Origin of the sequence: Actinopolymorpha pittospori (genome assembly GCF_014873875.1) — a bacterium.
GTDB classification, from domain to species: Bacteria; Actinomycetota; Actinomycetes; order Propionibacteriales; family Actinopolymorphaceae; genus Actinopolymorpha; species Actinopolymorpha pittospori.
In genome coordinates, this window is sequence record NZ_JADBEM010000001.1 from 1,209,217 (window position 1) to 1,226,945 (window position 17,729).

At 68.1% G+C, this 17,729-nt stretch carries 23 protein-coding genes; 10 read left to right on the plus strand and 13 right to left on the minus strand.

The window, feature by feature from the left end; all coding sequences use genetic code 11:
• Positions 1–8 precede the first annotated feature (8 nt).
• The gene (locus tag HEB94_RS05635) at positions 9–563 is read left to right on the plus strand and encodes a hypothetical protein (RefSeq protein WP_192748928.1); all 555 of its coding nucleotides are present in this window, start codon (positions 9–11) and stop codon (positions 561–563) included.
• A 78-nt stretch (positions 564–641) separates the two neighbouring features.
• Here the strand turns inward: HEB94_RS05635 and HEB94_RS05640 are convergent, their stop codons facing one another.
• Positions 642–1,235 (minus strand): hypothetical protein, encoded by a 594-nt coding sequence (locus tag HEB94_RS05640; RefSeq protein ID WP_192748929.1) that lies wholly within the window; start codon positions 1,233–1,235, stop codon positions 642–644.
• Between the two features lie 258 nt (positions 1,236–1,493).
• On the opposite strand from HEB94_RS05640, the gene HEB94_RS05645 reads away from it, so the two are divergent.
• A complete protein-coding gene (locus tag HEB94_RS05645) occupies positions 1,494–2,309 on the plus strand; it encodes a hypothetical protein (protein WP_192748930.1) in 816 nt (271 codons plus the stop codon).
• Positions 2,310–2,318: 9 nt separating this feature from the next.
• Here the strand turns inward: HEB94_RS05645 and HEB94_RS05650 are convergent, their stop codons facing one another.
• Complete coding sequence (locus HEB94_RS05650; RefSeq protein ID WP_202896158.1) at positions 2,319–3,245, minus strand: zinc-binding dehydrogenase; 927 nt, start codon at positions 3,243–3,245, stop codon at positions 2,319–2,321.
• A gap of 100 nt (positions 3,246–3,345) precedes the next feature.
• On the opposite strand from HEB94_RS05650, the gene HEB94_RS05655 reads away from it, so the two are divergent.
• Positions 3,346–3,921, plus strand: coding sequence for a TetR/AcrR family transcriptional regulator (locus tag HEB94_RS05655; RefSeq protein WP_192748931.1), 576 nt, complete (start codon positions 3,346–3,348; stop codon positions 3,919–3,921).
• A 107-nt stretch (positions 3,922–4,028) separates the two neighbouring features.
• Here the strand turns inward: HEB94_RS05655 and HEB94_RS50260 are convergent, their stop codons facing one another.
• Together HEB94_RS50260 and HEB94_RS05660 are read right to left on the minus strand one after the other, a co-directional pair.
• Positions 4,029–4,169: a hypothetical protein gene (locus HEB94_RS50260; RefSeq protein ID WP_238361435.1), complete on the minus strand. Its 141-nt coding sequence runs from the start codon at positions 4,167–4,169 to the stop codon at positions 4,029–4,031.
• Positions 4,170–4,201: 32 nt separating this feature from the next.
• Positions 4,202–4,615: a dihydrofolate reductase family protein gene (locus HEB94_RS05660; protein ID WP_202897939.1), complete on the minus strand. Its 414-nt coding sequence runs from the start codon at positions 4,613–4,615 to the stop codon at positions 4,202–4,204.
• Positions 4,616–4,768: 153 nt separating this feature from the next.
• Between HEB94_RS05660 and HEB94_RS05665 the strand changes: the two genes are divergently transcribed.
• Positions 4,769–5,299: a sigma-70 family RNA polymerase sigma factor gene (locus HEB94_RS05665; RefSeq protein ID WP_337917484.1), complete on the plus strand. Its 531-nt coding sequence runs from the start codon at positions 4,769–4,771 to the stop codon at positions 5,297–5,299.
• Here HEB94_RS05665 and HEB94_RS05670 read toward each other — a convergent pair.
• Entirely contained in the window at positions 5,268–6,350 is a 1,083-nt protein-coding gene (locus HEB94_RS05670; protein ID WP_202896160.1) for an IS630 family transposase, read from the minus strand. The genes HEB94_RS05665 and HEB94_RS05670 overlap by 32 nt on opposite strands.
• A 122-nt stretch (positions 6,351–6,472) precedes the next feature.
• Here HEB94_RS05670 and HEB94_RS05675 point away from each other — a divergent pair, with 122 nt between their 5' ends.
• Both HEB94_RS05675 and HEB94_RS05680 read left to right on the plus strand, forming a co-directional pair.
• On the plus strand, positions 6,473–6,958 hold the full coding sequence (locus HEB94_RS05675) for a nuclear transport factor 2 family protein (protein ID WP_202896161.1): 486 nt from the start codon (positions 6,473–6,475) through the stop codon (positions 6,956–6,958).
• A gap of 180 nt (positions 6,959–7,138) precedes the next feature.
• Positions 7,139–7,279, plus strand: coding sequence for a mycothiol transferase (locus HEB94_RS05680; RefSeq protein WP_337917485.1), 141 nt, complete (start codon positions 7,139–7,141; stop codon positions 7,277–7,279).
• Positions 7,280–7,808: 529 nt separating this feature from the next.
• Here the strand turns inward: HEB94_RS05680 and HEB94_RS53355 are convergent.
• From HEB94_RS53355 to vanH, 4 genes are all read right to left on the minus strand, one after another.
• Positions 7,809–8,231, minus strand: a complete 423-nt coding sequence (locus HEB94_RS53355; protein WP_337917486.1) for a M15 family metallopeptidase — start codon at positions 8,229–8,231, stop codon at positions 7,809–7,811.
• Between the two features lie 324 nt (positions 8,232–8,555).
• Positions 8,556–9,176: a D-Ala-D-Ala dipeptidase VanX gene (vanX, locus tag HEB94_RS05690; protein WP_192748933.1), complete on the minus strand. Its 621-nt coding sequence runs from the start codon at positions 9,174–9,176 to the stop codon at positions 8,556–8,558.
• Positions 9,173–10,213, minus strand: a complete 1,041-nt coding sequence (gene vanA / locus HEB94_RS05695) for a D-alanine--(R)-lactate ligase (RefSeq protein ID WP_192748934.1) — start codon at positions 10,211–10,213, stop codon at positions 9,173–9,175. Before vanA ends, vanX begins: the two co-directional genes overlap by 4 nt.
• A complete protein-coding gene (gene vanH / locus HEB94_RS05700) occupies positions 10,206–11,246 on the minus strand; it encodes a D-lactate dehydrogenase VanH (protein WP_192748935.1) in 1,041 nt (346 codons plus the stop codon). Before vanH ends, vanA begins: the two co-directional genes overlap by 8 nt.
• An 86-nt stretch (positions 11,247–11,332) precedes the next feature.
• On the opposite strand from vanH, the gene HEB94_RS52280 reads away from it, so the two are divergent.
• Positions 11,333–11,458 (plus strand): hypothetical protein, encoded by a 126-nt coding sequence (locus tag HEB94_RS52280; RefSeq protein ID WP_273374953.1) that lies wholly within the window; start codon positions 11,333–11,335, stop codon positions 11,456–11,458.
• Positions 11,455–12,798 carry a UDP-N-acetylmuramoyl-tripeptide--D-alanyl-D-alanine ligase gene (locus tag HEB94_RS05705; RefSeq protein ID WP_192748936.1) on the plus strand — a complete coding sequence of 448 codons (1,344 nt, stop codon included), beginning with the start codon at positions 11,455–11,457 and terminating at the stop codon, positions 12,796–12,798. The genes HEB94_RS52280 and HEB94_RS05705 overlap by 4 nt, the downstream gene beginning before the upstream one ends.
• Positions 12,799–12,817: 19 nt before the next feature.
• On the opposite strand, the gene HEB94_RS05710 is transcribed toward HEB94_RS05705, so the two are convergent.
• The 3 genes from HEB94_RS05710 to HEB94_RS05720 are packed head-to-tail and all read right to left on the minus strand — an operon-like array spanning position 12,818 to position 14,966.
• Positions 12,818–13,303, minus strand: coding sequence for a GNAT family N-acetyltransferase (locus HEB94_RS05710; RefSeq protein WP_337917487.1), 486 nt, complete (start codon positions 13,301–13,303; stop codon positions 12,818–12,820).
• A gap of 20 nt (positions 13,304–13,323) precedes the next feature.
• Complete coding sequence (locus tag HEB94_RS05715; protein ID WP_192748938.1) at positions 13,324–14,454, minus strand: peptidoglycan bridge formation glycyltransferase FemA/FemB family protein; 1,131 nt, start codon at positions 14,452–14,454, stop codon at positions 13,324–13,326.
• A complete protein-coding gene (locus HEB94_RS05720) occupies positions 14,451–14,966 on the minus strand; it encodes a M15 family metallopeptidase (RefSeq protein WP_192748939.1) in 516 nt (171 codons plus the stop codon). Before HEB94_RS05720 ends, HEB94_RS05715 begins: the two co-directional genes overlap by 4 nt.
• Before the next feature lie 87 nt (positions 14,967–15,053).
• Here HEB94_RS05720 and HEB94_RS05725 point away from each other — a divergent pair, with 87 nt between their 5' ends.
• Positions 15,054–15,749 (plus strand): response regulator transcription factor, encoded by a 696-nt coding sequence (locus HEB94_RS05725; RefSeq protein ID WP_192748940.1) that lies wholly within the window; start codon positions 15,054–15,056, stop codon positions 15,747–15,749.
• Positions 15,742–16,926, plus strand: coding sequence for an ATP-binding protein (locus HEB94_RS05730; protein WP_192748941.1), 1,185 nt, complete (start codon positions 15,742–15,744; stop codon positions 16,924–16,926). The genes HEB94_RS05725 and HEB94_RS05730 overlap by 8 nt, the downstream gene beginning before the upstream one ends.
• 47 nt (positions 16,927–16,973) lie before the next feature.
• Here HEB94_RS05730 and HEB94_RS05735 read toward each other — a convergent pair whose 3' ends face one another.
• Positions 16,974–17,576 (minus strand): TetR/AcrR family transcriptional regulator, encoded by a 603-nt coding sequence (locus tag HEB94_RS05735; protein WP_337917488.1) that lies wholly within the window; start codon positions 17,574–17,576, stop codon positions 16,974–16,976.
• Positions 17,577–17,729: the final 153 nt, after the last annotated feature.

Consider the following 17,729-nt stretch of genomic DNA (forward strand, 5'->3'; position numbering starts at 1 on the left):
ACCAGGCGATGAAGGACGGCTTCGCGGCCGACTACGCGGCAGAGACACTCGAGGAGTGGCCGAGTTCCTTGCCCGACCACACCTTCACCCCGCCAGGCACCTCGCAGGGGAGGGCGTCCCTCATCCGGGTCATGCCCTACGACGGCCCGGAGTGGACCGCCTCGGTCTCCGCCCTCCCCGACCCGCCCCGCCGGGCCGTTACCGGACTCTTCGCCACACCGAACCCCGCGACCCTGTGCGTGCTGCAGCAAGGCACGCCCTTCCTTATCGAGGTGATGGCGCCGCGCACGGGCAGATGTATCGACACCGGCGCCGCCGTCACCTCGGTGCGGGAGGCCGGCCAGGCGCGGCTCCTCCTGCTGGCCACCGACTGGGACGTCCTCGCCGTCGGCACCGACGGGGTTGCGTGGAGGACCGACCGGATCTCAGTCGAGCGGCTCCGCATCGACGAGATCGACGACCTCCGGTTGCGGGGCGTGGCAGACCCCGACGACGACGAACCACGTGACTTCGCGATCGACCTCACCGACGGCACCACCGTCGGCGGCGCCGGCCCCTTCTGACCAGACAGCCTGTTGCGACGAACCGCCGTCCTGCCCAACCGCCGTCCTGCCCAACCGCCGCTCTCGGGCGGGGACCGTTCAGAGCGCGGGCATCAGACCGAACGCGGCCAGCAGGGTCGGAACGGCCAGCAGGATCAGGCCCAGCAGGGCCGGTGCGCCCAGGACGCCCAGGACAGCGCGGGACCTGCGCACCTGGTGTCGCCGCGAGTACGACACGGCCAGCACACCGAACCCAGTCGCGGCGACCAGGAACAAGCAGACGTAGGCGACGCCCGCCGCGTCGATGTCGTCGGCCGAACCCATCAGGCCGGTCAGCATGCCGACCGCTTCCACCAGGCTGCCCGCGACGTAAAGTGCCAGCGTCGCGAACGCGCCCCACAACACCACCGCGAGCTTCGACGGCGCCACGAACCTGGGGCGCTTCGCCACCGCCAGCAGCGCCACCGCCGCCCCGACGATCTTCAGGGCGACGACGAACCAGTCCATGACCGCGAATCCGCCCGCATAGTCGGCGTAGGGACCGCTCTCGAAGTGGTCGGTGAACTCGAAGGCGATGTTGAAGACCGCGAACCCGGCGCACCACAACGCCGTCAGCACTCCGATCCCGGTGACGACGACGCCCGGTTGCGCCCGAACGTCGGAACGCGCGGTGGTGGTGGCAACAGAACTCATGAAGACAGTCAACCTCGCGCCCCGGCCCGAACCCTCCGCCCGCGGGACGAGTTCCATCGGCGGCGACCCCGACCGATGGCCCGGCGCCGACACCGCTTTGGCCCAGAGCCGACCCTGACGAAAGTGGTGCCGCTCCTCGACCCGAGGCGGCCCAGCGCACCCCCGTCGCTTCGAAAAATCGGTTCCCCAGCCGATCGGCGCGGCGATATGTTGGTCTGCTTTGTTCAGGCCAGCCCGCTCCGACCGAATGAGGCGCTCATGAACCTGCCCCACGATTACAACCGATTTTTGGAGACATTGCTCCAGCAGATCCAACGCGACGACCGCTTCATCGGCCTGGCCGCCGGCGGGTCGCTGCTCTCGGACGAACTGGACGAATACTCCGACCTCGACCTGATACCTGTCATCGACCCCGCCCACCACGCGTCGGTGATGGAGCAACGCCTGGACCTCACCGCGGCCTGGGGACGGCAGGTCACGGCGTTCACCGGTGAGCACGTGGGCGAGCCCCGGCTGGTGATCAGCCTGTATGAGGACCCGCTTCTGCACGTCGACTACAAGTTCGTCACACCTGCCGAGCTCGCGACGCGGATCGAGGACCCGGTTGTCCTGTGGGAGAGGACCACGGAACTCACCGACGTGATCGGTCGCACCGAGAGTAACCACCCGATGCCGGACCCGGCCTGGATCGAGGACCGCTTCTGGGCCTGGGTCCACTACATCGCGACCAAGCTCGGTCGCGGTGAACTCTTCGATGTCCTCGGTGCGCTCAACTTCGTCAGGGAACAGGTACTCGGCCCCTTGGCGCTGGTGTCGGCGGGTCACCTGCCCCGCAGCGTACGGCGGCTGGAGACACGGGTCCCCGCCTTCGCCGAACGTCTCCAGGGCACCGTCGCGGGCTACGACTTCAAGGAGTGCGGAGAAGCGACCCGCACCTGCGTGACCCTCTACCGCGAACTCCGCGACCAGCTCGCCCCGGCCGACCTCACCCGCAGGACCGAGGCGGAGCGGGCCAGCCTCGCCTATCTCGAGGAGGTCCTGAGCCGAGGCCCCCGCCAGAAGACCACGGGGTGACTCCGCCCGTCAGACCCCCGCGACCGGGGCCACGTCCAGGACAGCTTTGCCGGCGATACGCCGGTCCAGCAGCGCCTGGGCGGCCTCGGCGACGCGTTCCCAGGAACCTCGCCAGTCGATCTCGGGCGACAGCCTCCCGTCCGCGGCGAACCCCAGCAGGGTGGCGAGGTCCGGCCCGACCTCATGGACGTCGCCGAAGGTGCTCATCGTCTTGGCCGGACCGACAGAGAACAGCGAGTACGGCGCGAACACCGTCGGCTCCCCGGACGCCCAACCGATGTTCTGCACGCCCCCTCCGGGCGCGAGGAGTTCCCAGGCGGCGGCCAACTGAGGTCCCCCCACATTGTCGAGGATGAGGTCGACCGGCTCCTCGATGCCCTCCAGTCCGACGACCACCTCGTTCGCGCCGAGTTCGGTCAGGCCCTTCGCGCGGCCGGTCGACCCCACCGAGGCGATGACGTGGGCACCGCCCAGGGCCGCCAGCTGGATCGCGTAACGGCCCACGCCGCCCGCAGCGCCGGTGACGAGGACCCGTCGGCCCAGGATCGGGCGAGTCCGTAGCGTGCGGAGCGCGGTGACGCCGGCCATCGGCAGTGCGGCGGCCTCGGCGAGGTCGACATTCTCCGGCACTTCGGCCACCGCGGTCGTGTCCACAGCCATCCGCTGCGCCCAGGCGCCCGCGCCGAACGCCGCGACCCGCGCTCCGACGACGGGGCCGGTGCCGTCCGCCGCGGCGCGCACCACGACTCCGGCGGAGTCGTAGCCGTGCACGGTGCCGGGCGGACGCTGGCCGGCGAACGCCACCTCGCCCCGGTTGAGGGAGACGTGCCGGACGTCGAGTACCAGCTGATGCGGCGCGGGCTGGGGTTCGGGCGCCGTGCCCAGGCGCAGGGATCCGGGGCTGTCGGGGTCGACGACGAGCGCACGCATGTCCATCGGGGACACCTCCGTGGAAGGACAAACTACTCGGACCGACGGTCCGGTTGATGCACGCTAGCATAATCCGGACCGATAGTCCGCCTCAGGGGATGAACGCATGACCGAGAAGCGCGCCGAACGCGCCGACGCGGCCCGCAACCGCCGCGCGGTGCTCCAGGCGACCGAGCAGCTGCTAGCCGAAGGTGGCGGCGACCATGTCTCACTCGACCGCGTCGCCACCCTGGCCGGAGTCGGGAAGGGCACCGTGTTCCGCCGCTTCGGCAGTCGCGCCGGTCTGCTCCAGGCACTGCTGGAGGAGCGGTCCCGCGAACTGCGTGAGGCCGTCCAGTACGGCCCCCCGCCATTTGGGCCGGGCGCCCCGGCCCGCGAACGCCTGCTCGCCTTCCTCGACGGGCTCGGTGCGATCGCCGAAGGCAACGCCGTCCTGCTGTCCGCGCATGATGCGGCCTGCGCCGCGGACAAGTACGACGACCCCAGCTACCAGTTCTGGCACCGCCACCTCATCGCCCTGCTCACCGATGGGCGCCCCGGTCTCGACGCCGATTTCCTGGCACACGCCCTGCTCGCCGTCTTCGACGGAGACCTCATCCGTCGGATGACGCCGCCCGACGACCCTCACCGCTTCACCCGTTCCATCCAGCAGATGGCCACCGCTCTGCTCGATCAGGACTGATCGTCGGCCGAGGAGCGAGTGCGGCATGCACCGGGCCGTAGCGACCCGCTACGGCCCGGCTCTCCCGCCGCTACCAGGCCACCATCGCCGTCGCCGGTAGCCAGGGGCTAGGCGTCTCGGACGGGCTGGTAGATGAGGAAGGCGAGGCCGTCGCCGACGGTGCGGGTGTCGACGAGACGCATGGGCTTCACCCCGCTGGTCTCGTTGAAGGGCCGCTCACCTGCCCCGACCACGACCGGGTAGGTCATCAGCCGCAGCTCGTCGACGAGGTCATGCCCTATCAGCGTGTGTGCACGAGGCGGCCGCTGCCGTAGACGACGATGTCCCCGTTCACCTGGTGCCTCAGATTCGAGACCTCCTCCACCACATCGCCCTTCAGGACCGTCGAGTTGCCCCAATTGGGGCCTTCGAGGGCGGAGGAGGAGACAACGTACTTGGGCAGGCTTCGCAACCTGTCCGCCCACCCGCCACTGCGAGAAGCCCAGCCACGCGCGACGAACCACGCGTAGCTGCGTCGCCCCAGCAGCAGGGCCTCGGCCCCCAGCGCCTCCTCGAACTCGACCTTGGCCCACTCTTCGCGGTCCTTGTCCCCAATACAGCTGAACCAGCTGCCGCGCCCCAAGCCGTCATCACCGGTCGGGTCCTGGATGACTCCATCGAGCGAGACGTTCTGGCTGACGACAATCTTTCCCATGCCGGTTCTCCCTTGCTGGCGTTGTCGGTTACCACTGATCTAGACACCGCGATGCCAGGGAAATTGGCGTCCACCAACCGCCCAGTTCGCCCCTCGGTCGGTGTCCGTACAGGATGGAAGGGCGACGAGGCGCGGAGAAGAAGGTGGTGCGACGTGGAGCTGGTGACAGCCGAGCTGATGTCGAGGGCGCGGGCCGGGGACGGCGACGCGTTCCGGGAGCTGACCGAGCCACACCGCCGGGAACTACAGGTGCACTGCTACCGGATGCTCGGATCCTTCCAGGACGCCGAGGACGCGCTTCAGGACACACTCCTGGCCGCCTGGCAGGGCCTGCAAGGGTTCCAGGCCCGGGCCTCGCTCCGCACCTGGCTCTACCGGATCGCCACCAACCGGTGCCTCAACGCTCGTCGCTCGGCCAGCCGACGACCCGCCAAGGCGTGGGACGTGCCCGGGGTTGTGCCGCCCGAGCCGACCCGGCTCGGCGAAGTCGTGTGGCTCGAACCGTTTCCCGACGCGCTCCTGGAAGGCGCGGTCGACGTGCCGCTCGGCCCGGAAGCCCGCTACGAGCAGACCGAATCGATCTCCCTGGCCTTCGTGACCGCCCTTCAGATCCTGCCGCCTCGCCAGCTAGTGTTGCGTGATTCTGGTCGTGTTATTTTGCGTTGTTGTCGACGAGTTTCTTGATGTTGGTCTGGACGAGGCGGACCTTGGCGAGGATCTCTTCGCTGGTGGCGGTCCAGGTGAACGGCTTCGCGTCGACGTTCCAGGTGTCGATGTAGTCCTTGATCTGCCTGATCAGCACGTTCACCGAGGTGAAGGTGCCGCGGCGGATCGCCTGGCGGGTCAGGATCCCGAACCACGTCTCGATCTGGTTGATCCAGCTCGATCCGACCGGGGTGAAGTGGAACCTGACGTGCGGATTCTCCTCCAGCCAGGCCTCCACCTCCGGCGTGGTGTGAGTGGACAGGTTGTCCAACACGACATGGACCTCTTTGCCCGCGTGGGGTTTGACGGCCTTCTTCAAGAAGGCCAGGAAGTTCACCCCGTCCCGGGTCGGCGTGGCCTCCCCGACGACCTGGCCGGTGCCCACATCCAGGGCAGCGAACAGGTTCGTGACACCGTGCCGCACATAGTCGTGGGTGCGTTTCTCGGTCACGCCGAAGTCCAACGGCAGCAACGGCTGGGTCCGGTCCAACGCCTGGATCTGAGTCTTCTCATCGATGGAGAGCACCACCGCCCCACCGGGCGGGTCCAGATACAAGCCGACCACATCGGAGACCTTGTCCGCGAACGCGGGATCCTTGGACAGCTTGAACGTGCCATGTCGGTGCGGTGCGAGGCCTTCCTCCCGCCACACCCGAGCTACGTAGCTCCACGACACGCAGATCCCCTCGGTCCGCTTCAGATACCCAGCCAGACCACGACAAGACCAGTGCGACAGCCCCGTCCCAGCCGGCGGAGAAGTCCTGGTCAACGCCACCACCCGAGCCCGCACCCGCGGTGGAACCTGCACCCGCGGCGCAGCCCGATCCCGATCGTCCAACCCGGCCACACCATGCTCGGCGTAGCGGCGGACCCACCGATCCACCGTCGGCAACGCCACCCCAGCCAACTCCGCGATGTCCTTACGACGCCGACCCTCCCCATGCCACAACACGATCCGCGCCCGAGTCGCCAGCACAGCCGACACATCCCGACTGTTCACCAACGCCCGCAACTCAGCGTCCTGCTCCACCGAAAGCTCCACACTCAATCAACGAGCCACGGCCAGAAAAGTAACGCACCCAGAATCACGCAACACTAGCCGTCCTCGTCCTGCGCGACGTGCTTGGATTCCGCGCGAACGAGGTGGCCGAGATGCTGGACTCGACCGTCGAGTCCGTCAACAGCGCCCTCAAACGAGCCCGCGCCGGCCTGCAGCGCCGGCAGCCGACGACCGCGGACCGCGAACCGCCCCCCGCCTCCGACTCACCCGCCGAGGACGCTGTCGTGGCGAAGTTCGTCAGCGCGTACGAGTCCGCCGACGTCGACGCGCTGGTCGCCCTTCTTACCGACGACGTCTTCATGTCGATGCCGCCGATGCCCCTTGAGTACGAGGGCCGGGAGGTCGTGGCCCGCTTCTGCGCCAGCATCTTCGGTTCGGGCCGCACATTCGACCTCGTGCCGACGCGAGCCAACGGCCAGCCGGCGTTCGGGTCCTACCTGCGCGTTCCTACCGGCATCCGCCACGGCACCGGCCTGTTCGTCCTCACGCTCAGCGGCGACCGGATCTGCGCCATGACCCGCTTCGAGAACAGCGTGCTCCCGTGGTTTGGGCTACCGCGGTCGCTCCCGAGCCGGTAGCGGTGACGACGCGGGGCACGGTCATGCCGGCGGCCCACACTCGGGGGAGGCGTGACCGTTCCGGGTTTGTGCTGGAACGTGTTCATCACCGCCCACCCATCCAGCTGGGGGTCGTAGAGATTCTGCACACCAAACTGGAGTACCTGCCAGAACGTCCCCGGGTTCTTCTGGTCGACGTAGATGTCACCGAGGCCCACTGTCCGCGCCATGCTCTTGGACATGGTTGAGGAGTACGCACGCCACACGGGACACGCGGACATCCTGCGTGAGGCAGTGGACGGTCGCGTGGGGGAAGGCGCGCCCGACGACTTCACCGTCTAGCACTCCCCTCATCTGCCGCTGACCTCGCGTCGCTGGCATCTTGAACGTACGAGCGCCCAAGAGTGCCGCCGGGATGTTGGCCGACCTGTTGGGAGCACCCGCATGACCACTACCTCCTCCTCCCGCCCGTCCAAGCTCTAGAGCCCTCTTGGTGCCGGCGCGGCCGCGCTGGCGACCTGCGCGGTGTGTGGGGTCGGCCGGGCACCTGCCCGCGGCGTTCGCCGCATGGAGGCGTACGTCCCCACCTTCGCCGAACGCCTCCAGGGCACGGTCGCGGCCCACGACTTCGAGGAGTGCGGGGAGGCGATCCGTACCTGCGTGACCCTCTACCGCGAACTCCGCGACCGCCTCGCACCGGCCGACTTCACCTGCAGAGCCGAGGCGGAGCGGGCCAGCCTCGCCTATCTCGAGGAGGTCCTGAGCCGCGGATCCCGCCATACCTCGGGGTACTCCGCCCGTCAGGTAGCAGCGAGCTACCAGTCGAGGGACAGCCCGGCGGCCGGAGTCACCCGGCCGGCCCGGCGTGCGGTCACTGCTGCATCCTCGGATCGTGCGTGGGGTCGGCGTACCTGGGCGGGCAGCCATGATCGATGGCTTGGGGGCGCAGTTCGTAGTGCCAGGGTTCGTTGTCGTAGATCTGGCACAGCCCGTACGCGGCATCGCGCCTGGACAGCCACGCCGTGGCCTCGGCGGGCCCGAGGTCGACCGCGTCCCCGGACACGTGCGGGGAGGTGTCGGGGGTGGCGACCCATCGGGCGGCTTCTACCTCTGAGCCGTACTTGAGGACCGCCTCACGAAGAAGCTGATCCTGGTAGTCCGGGGAACGCCAGCCGCTGTTGACGAACAACTCGACCCCGTCGTCCGCGGCGTCAGTCGCGGCTTGTCGGAGGGCACGGAGGAGATCGGGGTCGAGGTTGGTCACGGCCGGAATCCCGTCCTCGGAGATCGTCACGCCGTCAGGGACGGCGCCACCGGCCTCGCCAAGTGCGGGTTGGCGAGGCCGGTGACCGTGACGGGTGGGGTCGGGCGATGCGGGCGAGAGGGGCGATGCGGCCGCGGAGGGCGGAGGCGAGGACGCCAGCGATCGGCCGATGAGGACCCCGACAGTCGCCGCTGTGAGGAGGAGAAGGGCAACGAGGATGGTCGATCTGGTACGGCGGGTCGCTGATCGCGCCGGCGCATTGGTGAACATGCCTCCAGTCAAGGCAGCGCGGTGTTGCCAGCACGTATGCGGTTCTCGATACGCGGACGATATGCGTGCGACCAGCCGTGATCATCAGCACCGGTGACCAGCTGACGGAAAATCGAAGTAGGTGTCCGGATAAGGCTCGTCTTTCAGTGTGTAATGCCACCACTCGCAATCGTAGAAGCCGAAACCACAGGCCTCCATGATGGAACGAAGGCACTGACGGTTTCCCGCTTCGGCTCGCGCGATTCCTTGTGCCCCATGGCGTGAGACCGAATCCATCAGGTCATGGCCGCCGCCCATGGGAGCGAGTTCACCGGTGGCCAGGTGATAGAGCGTCAGGTCGACGGTGCTGCCCCGACTGTGTCCTGACTTTGCGGCAACATATCCTCGTTCGAACATCTCGGCTCGGTCGATGTTCGGATAGTGCCGTAGTTTCGTCCGTCCGTCCTCCGGCTGCTTCGACCAGCGCAGAAAGCAGTCCACGGCGCGTTGGGGGCGGTAGCCGTCCCACAGGAGCAGGCCGAAGCCGAGGGAGGCGGCCCGTGCTCGCACTCTTTCCAGGGCTACGCACAGGGCCCTGGTGCCGACGATTCGATTGGCCAGGTATCCGTCGACCGGCTTGCCGGTGAAGTTGTCCCAGGTGGCGTACTTGGCATCCCAGCGGATGCCGGGCACGAGTTCGTCGACGAAGACGAAGTCGTCCTTCATCGCCCGGTGCCCGTCAGGGCCAACGCCACCATCCGGTCGATCACGTCGGACAGCGGCAACCCCACGGCGGCCATCATCCTCGGATAACGACTGTAGGAGGTCATCCCCGGCAGCGTGTTGACCTCGTTGAGTACGACCCTTCCGTCTTCGGTCAGGAACATGTCCACCCGCGCCAGTCCCCGGCAGCCCAGGGCGCGATAGATGGACTTGGCCGTCTCCCGAACGAGCGCACGTAACTCGGTCGGAATATCCCCGGGAACGATGAAGGTCGCGTTCTCGGATCCGCTTTCGGGATCGTCTTCCTGATGGATCTTGAAGAAGCCGTGGGACAGAGAGATTCGGTCCACCTCGCCTGTCGCCAGATCCGAATCGTTCCCCAGGACGGCACATCCGACCTCGCTGCCTAGGACCGCCTCCTCGATCAACACCTTCGAGTCGAACTGTCGTGCGGTTTCCAGCGCACTCGGCAGTTCTTCCTTCCCGGAGACCTTGCTGACTCCAAAGGATGATCCCGAGCGGGCCGGCTTCACGAAGACGGGATAGCTGAGCTGGTCGGCATCGAGGTCTTCGTTCGTCGTGACGGTCCAGAACTTCGGCGTGGCGATTCCCGCGCTGCCGGCGACGATGTAGGCGAGGGACTTGTCCATGCACACGGCGGAGCTCTGGACATCGCAGCCCACGTAGGGGATGCCGGAGAGCTCGAGCAAACCTTGGATCACGCCGTCTTCGCCGAGCTTGCCGTGCAGGACAGGCAAAACGACGTCCAGGCTGATCGTTGCGTACCGGCCCCGCTCCAGCACGAGCAGTCCGGGGACGCTCCGGTCCGGTGACAGCACAACCGAGCGGGAACGGCCGTCCTCCCAGTCGACGTCGGGGCTGTCGCAGAGCATCCACGCGCCGCTTTTTGTGATCCCGACGTAGAACGGTTCATACTTGTCGAGATCGAGGTTCTTGGCGACTTCCTGCGCGGATTTGACGGAGATGGGGTGCTCCTCGAAACCGCCCCCGAATATGATTCCGATCCTCAACCTATCCATGCTGACGCCTGCTTTCGAATGTGAGGCAGTTGACGATAGACTTTTCAACGGTGTCGCCCAGTGCGCGGTCCGTGTAGTAGGCGGTGTGCGGGCTGACAAGCACATTCGGCAGCTCTTGCAGTCGCAGCAACGGCCCGTTTTCGATGGGTCTGTTCCTGCAGTCGGCGTAGAATATTCCTTCCTCTCCTTCGAGGACGTCCAACGCCGCACCGCCCAATCTGCCGCACGCCAGTGCTGGAATGAGGGCCTCGGTGTCAAGCAGCGCACCGCGTCCGGTGTTGATGACGAACGCGCCGCGCTTCATCTGCTCGATACGTCGGCGATCCAGGAGGTGACGTGTTTCCGCGGTGAGCGGCGTATGGAGGGTTACGATGTCGCTGCGCTGTAGCAATTCATCGAGAGGAACGTAGTGGGCAGCGGTCTTGGGGCGGATGTCGTACGCGAGTAGCCAGCAACCGAAACCCCGCAGTCTGTCCATGACCGCCGCGCCGATGCGCCCCGTTCCAATGATCCCGATGGTCAGATCACGGAGTTCTCTCCCGCGTACCTCGTTCAGTCTGTAATCATGCGCGTCCGCGCGGCGGATCATGGACTTTGCATGTCGCACCGCCATCAGCATCAGCATCAGCGTGTAGTCAGCCACGCTGTCGGGCGAATAGGTGACGTTTTCCACTGAGATGCCGACGCTGTCCGCGTAGCCCACGTCGATGTGGTTGTAGCCGATGCTTCTGGTGGAGATGTAGCTGACGCCGACTTGGCTGAGCGCGAGAAGGGTGGAGTCCGTGACCTGGGTCTTGTGACCCACACTGATGCACCGGTTCCCGAATGCCAGGTCAATATTGACCTCGGAGACCGCCGCCTCGGTGATCTTCGGCATGACGCCGAGACGAGGTGCCAACTCTCGGAACAGAACGGCCTCGTCCTGCCCGCATCCATAAATGGTGATCCCCAACTTCGGGGCGGCTGAGGAGGACGCGGACGCCAGCGATCGAGTGCGGCGGGCCGCGGTCAGTGCTGGTTCGCTGTAGGTCATGCCCCCAGTCAAGGCAGCGCGGTGTTGCCAGCACGTATGCGGTTTTCGATATGCCGACGATATGCCCCGCCGCGTTGGCTGGGGGCATGACTCACAGGGAACCAGCCTCCGTCACCCGTTACCTTCTCAGCCTGCTCCGGATTGCCGTCAGCTCGATCGCGGTCAGCGTCAGCGGCCGGCTGTCGCTGCGCATCCCCGGCGTCCGGGCATGATCCCGCTCAGCCTCGGCGAGATCGCGGCGGTCGTCGGCGGGACGGTCGCCGGCGACGGCGCCGTGCTGGTCACCGCGCCGGCCGTACTCGACGGCCGGCAGGCCGAGCCGGGCGGTCTCTTCGTCGCCTTCGCCGGCGAGCACGTCGACGGCCACGACTACGCCGGTCAGGCGGGCCGGGCTGGTGCGGTGGCCGTGCTCGGCTCCCGGCCCACGCCGCTGCCTACCGTCGTCGTCGAGGACACCCAGGCCGCGCTGCAGACGCTCGCTGCCCATGTCGTGGCCCGGCTGCGCGATGGGTTGACCGTCGTCGGGCTGACCGGTTCCCAGGGCAAGACCAGCACCAAGGACCTCCTCGCGGCCGTGCTGTCGAGCGCCGCGCCGACGATCGCCACGATCGGCTCCCTCAACAACGAGCTCGGCGTGCCGCTCACCATGCTGCGGGCCACCCCTGACACCCGTTTCCTCGTCCTCGAGATGGGAGCCCGCCGCATCGGCGACATCGCCGCGCTCACCGGCCTGGTCGCGCCCGACATCGCCGTCGTCCTCAACGTCGGCCAGTCCCACCTCGGCGAGTTCGGGTCGCGCGGGGCCATCGCCAAGGCCAAGGGCGAGCTGGTGCGGGGGCGGGCACCTGGCGGCACCGCCGTCCTCAACGCCGACGATCCCCGGGTCGTCGCCATGCGCGCACTCACCGACGGCCCGGTGCTGACCTTCGGTCGGGCCGACCACGCCGACGTGCGGGTACTCGACCTGGCACTGGACCGGCTCGGCCGGCCGTCCTTCACGCTGCGCACCGCCGACGCCTCGGCGACGGTCGCGCTGCCACTCGTGGGCGCCCACCAGGCGCTCAACGCCTCCGCCGCCGCGGCGGCGGGGCTGGCGGTCGGCGTACCCCTCGACGTGAGCGCGGCGGCGCTGGCCACCGCCGCGTTGTCCAGGTGGCGCTTGGAGCTGCGCGGCCTCGCCGGCGGCGCGACGCTGCTCAACGACTCCTTCAACGCCAATCCCGACTCGACCCGCGCCGCCCTGGACGCGCTGGCGGCGATCGAGGCCGGTCGTCGCATCGCCGTCCTCGGCGAGATGCTCGAGCTCGGCGACGACAGCGAGGCCGAGCACCGCGCCATCGGGGTGTACGCCGCGCGCACGGCCGACCTCATCGTCGCGGTCGGCGAGGCCGCGGCGCCGATCGCCGAGAGCGCGGGCGACCGGGCGGTCGCGCTGGCCGACAACGACGCGGCCGTCGACTTGCTGCGCCGCACCCTTGCAGCCGGCGATGTCGTACTCGTCAAGGCCTCCCGCGAGGCGCGCCTCGACGAAGTAGCGGCCGCGCTCGCGTAGTTCGGCGGCGGGTCATACCTCAACGGGCTGGCAGGAGTTGATCCTGGTGGTCGTCGACGTCGGGTAGGTCTCGCAGGAACCGGGACGACCTCCCTGCCTGGTCGATGTATCCGCGGCGCCGGTAGAACTCGTGCGCGTCGAGCCGACGATCCGCACTGGTGACCTCCATGCGGAGGCATCCGCGGGTGGCGGCGAAGGATTCCGCGGCCGCGACAAGTCGAGAGCCGACACCGCGGCCGCGTGCTCGATCGGAGACCACCAGGGCAACGATCCGGCCCCAGGAGCCGTCACGTTCGAAGAACGGGCAGACGTGGACGGCGATGACCCCGAGCAGGTTGTCGCCGGCCTCAGCCACATAGGCCGCGCCGGATGGATCCTCGGCCCAGGACCGGATCCGGTTCGCTGTCACCGCCCGGCCGACTTGTGGATAGCCCAGCTGGTCCAGGAGCTCGTTCACGGCCGAGGCGTCGGCGGGGTGTGCCGGTCGGATTTTCACGCTCTTCACCCTGTCAGCGTGGTCCGGGTTCATCGCCCACGCCGCCTCATGTGCCCGCGCCACCTTATGTAGAGGTCGAAGGCTCGGTAGACCATCGGCCGCAGCGGCAGGTCCCACTCGCCGACATACCTCACCGCCTGACCGCCGGTGCCGACCTTGAACTGGATCAGCCCGACGTGCGAGTCGTCGGTGTCGAGGGTCGAGGTGATACCGCGCAGGTCATAGACGTCGCAGCCGGCCGCCAACGAGTCGCGGATCATCGCCCACTGGCAGGCGTTGGAGCCGCGCACCTCGCGCTTCTCGGTGGAGGAGGCGCCGTAGGAGTACCACGCGTGGGCGCCGACGCGGACCAGGATGGTGGCAGCGACCAGGTCGCCTTGGTGGCGGGCCAGGTAGAGCCTGATCCGCTCGGGATCCTCAGCGCTCATCGCCGCGAACATGGTCTCGAAGTAGTGCAGCGGCCGGGGCGTGAAGCGGTCGCGCTCGGCGGTGTGGACGTAGAGGTCGTGGAACGCCTTCAGGTCCTCACCGACCGTGACCTCGACACCCTCCCTGGCCGCCTTCTTGATGTTGCGGCGCCAGAGCTGGTTCATGCCCCCGAGCAGGTCGTCCTCGGTCCGGCCGGCCAGCGGAATCTCATAGGTGTACTGCGGCTGCCCGGCCCCGAACCCGTCCTCGGGTCTCGGCGGCAGCCAGCCGGCGTCCCTGAGCCGGCCGGCCACGCGGGCGCCGACCGGGTCGACCTGCTCGCTGGGCAGCTCGGGGAGTCGCTTGACGCCCGGATCGGCGATGCCCACCTTGACCTGGACGGCACTCCAGGTGTTCGTGCGCACCGGCGGGCCGAGCCGGATCGCGAACGCGCGGTGTGCCTTGAGATAGGCCGTCAGCGGGTCGAGCCACAGGTCGAGCTCGCCCGTCCAGTCAAGGGCCGGGCCCTGGGGCAGGTAGGCCAGCGTGAAGCGCCCGAGCCGCGGCACTGGGCGGTGCAGGACGAGCCCGGCGCCGACCAGCCGCGGGCCGTCGTACCAGCCGAGGGACTCACTGCGCCACTCGGTCTTGACGCGGCCCCATGCTGGGGTCTGCAGGAAGCTGACCGACCGCTGTTTCTGCACGAACGCCAAGTGCTCGGCGGCGCTGATCGACTCGACGGTCAGGCTCACGCCCGACACCGACTCGATGCCGTACGTGCTGGTCCCGGCTGAGTCCTCGGGTCGTGCGTAGGGTCGGCGTACATGGGCGGGCAGCCATGATCGATGGCTTGGGGGCGCAGTTCGTAGTGCCAGGGTTCGTTGTCGTAGATCTGGCACAGCCCGTACGCGGCGCCGTGCCTGGACAGCCACGCCGTGGCCTCGGCGGGCCCGAGGTCGACCGCGTCCCCGGACACGTGCGGGGAGGTGTCGGGGGTGGCGACCCATCGAGCCGCTTCCTCCTCCGAGCCGTACCTGAGGACCGCCTCACGAAGAAGCTGATCCTGGTAGTCCGGGGAACGCCAGCCGCTGTTGACGAAGAACCCGACCCCGTCGCCCGCAGCGTCACTCGCAGCCTGGCGGAGGGCCCTGAGCAGATCGGGGTCGAGGTTGGCTACGCCGGGATACTCCTCATCGAACACTGTCACACCGTCGGGGACGGCACCGTCTTCCTTGGTAGGCGTTCCGCTTGCGGCTCGAGTCATGCTGCCAGTCAAGGCGGCGTGGGGTTGTCAGCGCGTATGTGGTTTTCGATATGCCGGCGATATGTCCCGGCACGTAGCATCGAGAGCATGCGGGTGTTGATCGTCGAGGACGAGCCCTATCTGGCAGACGCCATCCGCGACGGTCTACGCCTGGAAGCGATCGCGGCCGATACCGCCGGTGACGGTGACACCGCGCTGGAACTGCTGAGCATCAACGCCTACGACATCGCCGTCCTCGACCGCGACATCCCCGGCCCCTCCGGCGACGAGATCGCCGAACGCATCGTCGCCTCCGGCAGCGGCATGCCGATCCTCATGCTCACCGCCGCTGACCGGCTCGACGACAAGGCCTCCGGGTTCGAACTCGGCGCCGACGACTACCTCACGAAGCCGTTCGAACTCCGAGAGCTCGTGCTCAGGCTCAGAGCACTTGACCGCAGGCGCGCGCACAACAGGCCGCCCGTGCGAGAGATCGCAGGCCTGCGGCTGGATCCGTTCCGTCGCGAGGTCTTCCGGGACGGACGCTACGTCGCGCTCACCCGGAAACAGTTCGCCGTGCTCGAGGTCCTCGTCGCTGCCGAAGGCGGTGTCGTCAGCGCCGAAGAGCTCCTGGAACGGGCGTGGGACGAGAACGCCGACCCCTTCACCAACGCCGTGCGCATCACAGTCTCGGCACTACGCAAACGACTCGGGGAACCCTGGATCATCGCCACCGTGGCCGGCGCCGGTTACCGCATCGACACGGCGCCCGGCACCGGACCTGAGGGAGCCGACCGTGGATAGGGCTCCCGGTCTGAGCGTTCGCCTCAAACTCACCCTCAGCTATGCGGGGCTCATCATGCTTGCCGGTGCCTTGCTGCTCGCGGTCGTGTGGGTGTTCCTGCTGCGTTACATACCCGACGAAGCGATCAGACTTCCCGGGCACAACGCACCCGGTCATGTGCTCAGATCCCCCGGTCTCCCCGGTCGCTTCGTTCCCGGCCGGTACGACCTCTGGCGCGCTTTCGCTCCGCGGGCATTACAGGCGTTTGCGTTCCTGCTGGTGTTCGGTCTCGTTGGGGGATGGATCCTCGCCGGCAGGATGCTCGCTCCCCTGACTCGCATCACCCACGCCACCCGCAGGGCCGCGAACGGATCGCTCTCCCACCGGATCCAGCTGGAAGGGCGCAGAGATGAGTTCCGCGAGCTCGCCGACGCCTTCGACACCATGCTCGCGCAGCTCGAGGCACACGTCGAGGAGCAGAAGAGATTCGCGGCCAACGCCTCCCACGAGCTGCGCACCCCCCTGGCGATCACGCAGACCCTTCTCGAAGTGGCCCGCAACGATCCGAACCGCGACGCCGGCGAGCTCGTCCGCATCCTCCACGCCGTCAACACCCGAGCGATCGACCTCACCGAAGCACTGCTCCTGCTCAGCAGGGCAGACCAGCGGACCTTCACCCGTGAGCACGTCGACCTGTCCCTCCTGGCCGAGGAGGCCACCGAGACGCTTCTCCCGCTCGCGGAGAAGCACGGCATCACGGTCGAGACCTCCGGCGACGTCACGCCCACCATCGGCTCACACGCGCTCCTGCTGCAGATGACGACGAACCTCGTGCACAACGCGATCGTCCACAACCTGCCTGACCAGGGCACCGTGTGGGTCACGACCAGCGTTCACCAGGGGAGTGTGGTGCTCACGGTCGAGAACACCGGTGAGAAGCTCGCCCCGCAGTTGGTCTCCACGCTTGTCGAGCCGTTTCAGCGCGGCACCGAACGAATACGCAGTGACCACGCGGGTGTCGGCCTCGGCCTGGCAATCGTCAAGAGCATCACCAAGGCACACGACGGAACCCTCACCCTCACCCCCCGCCCCGCTGGCGGGCTCCGCGTCAGGGTGCAACTGCCCGCCGCGCCACCGCCCCCGCCGCCTGGGCCAGGAGCCGGTCCGCAGACGCCTGCTCGCCTTCCTCGACGGTGACCCCATCCGTCGCATGACGCCGGGCTGATCGTTACCGCTGCAGATCGTTACCGCGGTCGCCGTAGCCCGGCGACGAGGAGTTCGACCAGTCGCCGTGCGTCGTAGCGGGGATCACTGTCCGCGCCTATGCAGAGGTTCCCGACGCCGCGCATGAGCGCGTAGGCGTCCAGGTCGGATCGAATCTCGCCGGCATCGGCCGCGGCCTGGAGCAGTTCGGAGCACACGGGCACGAGGCGGTCGAGGAAGTAGGCGTGCAGCGTGTCGAAGCCGGCGCTGTCGGACTGCAGTACACCCGCGAGTCCGTGCTTGGTGACCAGGAAGTCGACGAAGAGGTTGATCCACTGTCCCAGTGCGGCGTGCGGAGTCTCGCTGGTCGCCAGCAGGGCTGGACCGGCCTCGGCGCAGGCCTCCACCTGGTGCCGGTAGACGGCGATGATGAGGTCCGCCCGCGTCGGGAAGTGGCGGTAGATCGTGCCCGTCCCGACGCCGGCCCGGGCCGCGATGTCGCGTACCGGCGCGTCCACGCCTGCCGTCACGAAGATCGCGGCGGCCGCCTCGAGCAGCGTCTTCTCGTTGCGGCGGGCGTCCGTCCGCTTGGGCCGGGCACGCCCCGCGCCCCCATCGCGGTCGCCGTCGCCGTCGCTCGCCACGCCATCTCCTCCAGGGTCGACCTTGCCAAACGGAACATCGTTCCGTATCGTCATTACCGGAACCAGGTTCCGCTTGCTCATGATGCCAGAGCCGGGGCCTGACGACCAAGCCACGGATCGGCACCACCCGTCACCGACCCCCGGATGACCCGA